The organism is Brevundimonas sp., from assembly GCF_032017145.1.
In the GTDB taxonomy this organism is placed as follows: domain Bacteria; phylum Pseudomonadota; class Alphaproteobacteria; order Caulobacterales; family Caulobacteraceae; genus Brevundimonas.
Genome location: NZ_DALZQC010000161.1, coordinates 1 through 4,835, shown reverse-complemented (window position 1 = coordinate 4,835; position 4,835 = coordinate 1). Strand labels below are relative to the sequence as shown.

7 protein-coding genes are annotated in these 4,835 nt (G+C 65.0%); 2 read left to right on the top strand and 5 right to left on the bottom strand.

Going from position 1 to position 4,835, the window contains the following annotated elements; genetic code table 11:
• The coding region (locus tag RTU05_RS17020) for a pantoate--beta-alanine ligase (protein ID WP_312599501.1) at positions 1 to 149 on the top strand (149 nt) is incomplete at its 5' end.
• A 541-nt stretch (positions 150 to 690) separates the two neighbouring features.
• Here RTU05_RS17020 and RTU05_RS17015 read toward each other — a convergent pair.
• From RTU05_RS17015 to RTU05_RS17000, 4 genes are all read right to left on the bottom strand, one after another.
• Positions 691 to 1,413, bottom strand: coding sequence for a chorismate mutase (locus tag RTU05_RS17015; protein WP_312599500.1), 723 nt, complete (start codon positions 1,411 to 1,413; stop codon positions 691 to 693).
• Between the two features lie 317 nt (positions 1,414 to 1,730).
• Positions 1,731 to 2,306: a prephenate dehydratase domain-containing protein gene (locus RTU05_RS17010; RefSeq protein ID WP_312599499.1), complete on the bottom strand. Its 576-nt coding sequence runs from the start codon at positions 2,304 to 2,306 to the stop codon at positions 1,731 to 1,733.
• A 211-nt stretch (positions 2,307 to 2,517) separates the two neighbouring features.
• Entirely contained in the window at positions 2,518 to 3,888 is a 1,371-nt protein-coding gene (locus RTU05_RS17005) for a class II 3-deoxy-7-phosphoheptulonate synthase (RefSeq protein ID WP_312599498.1), read from the bottom strand.
• A 66-nt stretch (positions 3,889 to 3,954) separates the two neighbouring features.
• Complete coding sequence (locus tag RTU05_RS17000; RefSeq protein ID WP_312599497.1) at positions 3,955 to 4,095, bottom strand: hypothetical protein; 141 nt, start codon at positions 4,093 to 4,095, stop codon at positions 3,955 to 3,957.
• Between the two features lie 43 nt (positions 4,096 to 4,138).
• Here RTU05_RS17000 and RTU05_RS16995 point away from each other — a divergent pair, with 43 nt between their 5' ends.
• A complete protein-coding gene (locus tag RTU05_RS16995) occupies positions 4,139 to 4,288 on the top strand; it encodes a hypothetical protein (RefSeq protein ID WP_312599496.1) in 150 nt (49 codons plus the stop codon).
• Positions 4,289 to 4,360: 72 nt separating this feature from the next.
• Here the strand turns inward: RTU05_RS16995 and RTU05_RS16990 are convergent, their stop codons facing one another.
• Positions 4,361 to 4,516 carry a hypothetical protein gene (locus tag RTU05_RS16990; RefSeq protein WP_312599495.1) on the bottom strand — a complete coding sequence of 52 codons (156 nt, stop codon included), beginning with the start codon at positions 4,514 to 4,516 and terminating at the stop codon, positions 4,361 to 4,363.
• Between the last annotated feature and the right edge of the window lie 319 nt (positions 4,517 to 4,835).

The following is a 4,835-nucleotide window of genomic DNA, read 5'->3' as shown; positions in this document are numbered from 1 at the left end:
AGGCCGGGTTCGAGCGCGTCGACTACGTCGTCATTCGCCACGCCGAGGACCTGACGCCGTTCCGCAACGATATCGTCGACGCACCGGCACGCATCCTGACCGCCGCCTGGCTGGGCAAGACGCGGCTGATCGACAATATGGCCGTCTGAAAGACGGGCCGCATCCGTCTCTGGATGCGGCCCTCCTGTGCGATCCGATCTTCAGGCCGTTTCGACGACGGTGCCAGGGGTGGCGAATTGCACGCATGAAGAAGAGTGCAATGGTGTGCAGTTTACGCAACTAACCATTGTTTTCATTCAAGAAAACAAGACGGCCCGAATTGCACAGTGCAACAGGGTGCAATTCGGGTGTGGAAGTTGGACTTCCAAAAAAACAGTCCAACGAGTCTAACGAGTCCAAGTCTCGGCGAGGGATGGCGATGTCAAAGACCGATCCGGCATCATAACCGCGTTTGACATCGGGCTCGGGAAAAAGCCGATCCCGTCCTTCAAGTGGCTGAAAAGGTGCGGTTTCGCCCAGGCGAAAAGGATGGCTGGCGGCCGGGACACAGCAGCCGCCGGTCGAGGATCCCCGGATTCCGTCAGACGCGGAAAGGTCTGGGGCCAATCGATAGTCAGTCGGTAGAAACCCTGGATCGTCATTCCGGGGCGTCCGTAGGACGAACCCGGAATGACGGTTTGGGGCTGAAACCTAGCCGATCGCGCCGACACAGCCCTCGGCATCGCCCGGCGCCAGTTCGGCGTCGGTCAGGGCGATGGTCCAGCCATGGTGCGTATTCAGGCCCCAGCGCCGCGCGCCGCCGCCGTCGCCCGCATCGCCCCCCGCCGTCACGATGACGCGGCGTCCCTTGGGCAAGGCCGGCGGATCGATCTTGCCGACCGCCAGCGAGGTCGGCGTCTCTCCGCCGTAACCGTCGAAGACGCTGAGCATCGACCATTCGCGACGCAGGCCCATCCACCAGGCGTCTTCGGTGTTGATGGCCAGGACGGCGACCCCGTGCCCCTCGGCCGCGAAGGCCAGCGCCTTTTGCGGATCGCGCACCATCTTGATGTCGGCCGCCGCACCGAACCGCAGTCGGGCGCCGTCGAACGCCCGCGTCGGCTCGATGGGCGCCCAGACCTGGACCTGCAGCCGCCCCTGACGCGCCAAGCCCCAGCCGACGATCTCGCGCCACAGATGCTCGACCGCCTCGGCGTTCTCGGGCCGGCATTTCGACAGCATGCGCGACAGCACCGTCTGTTCGCGGTCGGGGCGCAGCTTGGTGTGGGGTCCGGTCGGGGCGTCCTTGGCGCGGCCGACGGTGGCGGCGACGGCCAGACGCTGTTCGAACAGGGCCAGAATCTGATCGTCGATCCCGTCGATCTCGGCGCGCAGGGCGGCCAGGGCCTGCTGTTCGGGGGTCAGGTCGGCCATGTCAGGCCAGACTTGCTGAATGTTGGAATTGGGCATGGGATAGGGCTTTCGGCATTCTGAATTTCGATATGTGCAGGGGCGAACAGCCGCTCTGATCCAGAGCGGTCGCCGGTGAGACAGTCAGGGACGGAGTGCGCCCGACGCCTCAGCCGGCGTATCGAAAGCCGTAAAAGCCGTAGCCGAAATAGAGGCCGGACACCGCGCGCGAACGGTCGAACGAAACAGAGAGGGCGCGCTGGCGGGACATGGTCCGGTTCCGGTTAAGCGGATCGTTTTGCGATCCGTGCAGGCTTAAGACACGCAAAGACCGTGCGTCGTCAACCCTCGGAAGCGCTCAACAGAACGAAGCGCGTGCGATTATCGCTCGAATCCTGCAAATCGTTGCGCAGGATCGACAGGCCATACACCTCTGCGGCACCGGCGGCGGCGATGGCGGCGCGGGTCGGATCACCGGCTTCGGCCACGTCGCGCGCGGCGCCGGCGGTGTCGAAATGTTCGATCACCGTCATGTGCATCGTCTTCAGCGTCTGCTCGCACTGAGCCAGGGCGATGGGATGGCTTTCGACCGTGCGGATGTCGGACAGGCGGGCGCCGGGCAGCCCCATCAGCGCATGACGGATCGGACGCCACACCTCCGCGACCGGCTCGATGCCCAAGGCGCGCACCAGGGTCGCGGCGGGCTCCACCATGCCGATGGTCGAGTTCTCTACAGGAATCAGGGCGCAGCCGCAGTCGCCGGACGTCAGGGCCTGCAGGGCGCCTTCGAAGGTCTCGAACGCCACCGCCTCGTCCCACGGACGCAGGGCCAGACACGCCTCGTGACTGAAGGCGCCCGGCGCGCCCTGATAGGCGACACGGCCGGGCTTTTCGTCTTGGTGCGCAGGCGTATCCATGTCCGTCACTCTCCGGGAGCGACCCGAAAAGCCCTTTGTCGTTGTCGGTCGATCAGACAGCGGCTCCATGTCCGCCCCGTGACCGCATCCGGTCGTATCTGCGGCGCCATCCCTGCCCGACAAGCGGAATACATCGCCGGGAGCACGCCATCGGAACCCACGGGGAGCAAGGGCGACCATACCGACGGCCGCCCCGCTCCGCCTTGTTCGGTCAGGCGGCTTCGGACCGGCTGACACGACCGGACTTCAGCCGTTCGGCGACCAGGAAGGCCAGCTCCAGCGCCTGATCGGCGTTCAGACGCGGATCGCAATGGGTGTGATAACGGTTGGACAGATCGTCCTCCGTCACCGCCTGGGCGCCGCCCAGACATTCGGTGACGTTCTGGCCCGTCATCTCCAGGTGCACGCCGCCGGGGTGGACGCCCTCGGCCTCGGCCACGTCGATGAAGGTCCGCACCTCGCCCAGGATCCGGTCGAAGGGCCGGGTCTTGTAGCCGTTGCCGGCCTTCAGCGTATTGCCGTGCATCGGGTCGATGGACCAGATCACCCTGCGACCCGACGCCTTCACTTCGCGCATCAGCTTGGGCAGGCGCTCGCCCACCTTGTCGTGACCAAAGCGCCCGATCAGCGTCAGACGGCCCGAGACATTGTCCGGGTTCAGCGCGTCGATCAGCGGCAGCAGGTCGTCGGCCGTCATGGTCGGTCCGCACTTCACGCCGATGGGGTTCTTGATCCCCTTCATGAACTCGACGTGGGCGCCGTCCAGCTGACGGGTGCGTTCGCCGATCCACAGCATATGGGCCGAGGTGTCGAACCAGTCGCCCGAACCGCCGTCCAGCCGCGTCAAGGCGCTCTCGACATTCAGCAGCAGGGCTTCATGGCTGGTGAAGACCTCGACCCGGCTCAGGTCCGGGTGGGTTTCAGGCGTGACGCCGACCGCCTCCATGAAGGCCAGGGCCTCGGTGATCTTGTCGGCCAGCTCGCGATACTGGGCGCCCGCCGCATTGTCGCCGGCGAAGCCCAGCGTCCAGCGGTGAATGTTGTACAGATCGGCATAGCCGCCGCCCGCGAAGGCGCGAAGCAGGTTCAGCGTGGACGCCGACTGGTTATAGGCCCGGATCAGGCGCTGCGGATCGGGCGCGCGCTCCTCGGGCGTGAAGCCCATGCCGTTGATGATGTCGCCGCGATAGCTGGGCAGTTCGACGCCGTCGATCTCCTCCAGCGGCGACGAGCGGGGCTTGGCGAACTGACCCGCGATCCGCCCGACCTTCACCACCGGCTTGCGGCCGGCGAAGGTCAGGACCACCGCCATCTGCAGGATCAGGCGGAAGGTGTCGCGGATATTGTCGGTCGAAAACTCCTTGAAGCTCTCGGCGCAGTCGCCGCCCTGAAGCAGGAAGGCTTCGCCCCGCTCGACCTGGGCCAGCTTGGACGTCAGGCGGCGCGCCTCGCCGGCGAAGACGAGCGGCGGCAGGGCCCGCAGTTCATCCTCGACCACGGCCAGGGCCTTGGGATCGGGATAGTCCGCCGGCATGTGCAGGGCGGTCTTGGTTCTCCAGCTTTCGGGGGTCCAGCGTGTCATCGTGCAAGAATAGGGCTTTGCGCCGGTCCGAACAACGAAAACACGGATGGATTTTGCGGCGGGGCGTCAATCTTCGGCGGACGGCGCCTTTTCAGCCGCATTCTCCGCCTTGCGCTGGGCCTTCGCCGCCGCCTTTTCGGCCGCCTTGGCCGCCGCCGCCCGCTCGCGCTCCTGCCGTTCGAAACTGTAGTTGGGTTTGCGGGCCATGGCGCGTCCTCCTTCTCAAATCACGTCGCGACAAGGTGGAGCCATGAAGCCATCCGCGCAATGCGCGAAACCGTCCGTCGTCAGACCAGGATCAGAGCAGGCGTTCCTGGCGCGTCACGAACTTGGTCATGGCATCCATTATGATGAAGAAGCGAGCGAGAAGGGTCATGTCTGGAAAACGCTCAAGGCATGAAGACGTTCTGGGGCGCGAGCCTTGGTCGCAGGCGCCGCATCGGGTCCTGTAATCAACGATGGCCGGCGTCGATCACAAATCCTTGGCGGGTCCGTTCGGCTCGTCCGGCTCGCCGTCCACGTCCTTGTCGGTGAAGTGAACGCGCCTGCGCCCCTCGAACACAGCGGACAGGGCGAACAGGGCGCCCGCCAGAACCACGGCGCCGACGAAAAGGATGATCAGGTTCATGTTCGACCAACGCGCCGACATGCGCCGGGTTCAGGCTGACGCCTCGCGAAAGACCGCGAGCCGGGCGAACAGTCAAATCTGAAGAAGATGGTGGATGCGACAGGGATTGAACCTGTGACCCCCTCGGTGTGAACAACTGGCGATCCTGTCAAAACCCAGTATCTACGGGCTTTGGCGTTGAGGGCCTTCTTGTTTCGTTCACGGCGTTTTCGCGCCATTCTGGAAACAATCTGGAAACCACCAAACAGGCCCTACTCGTCGTCGCTAGGCTCAGGACTCATTGATCCAGAAGATCATGATGGCGGCGATGGCGATGGCG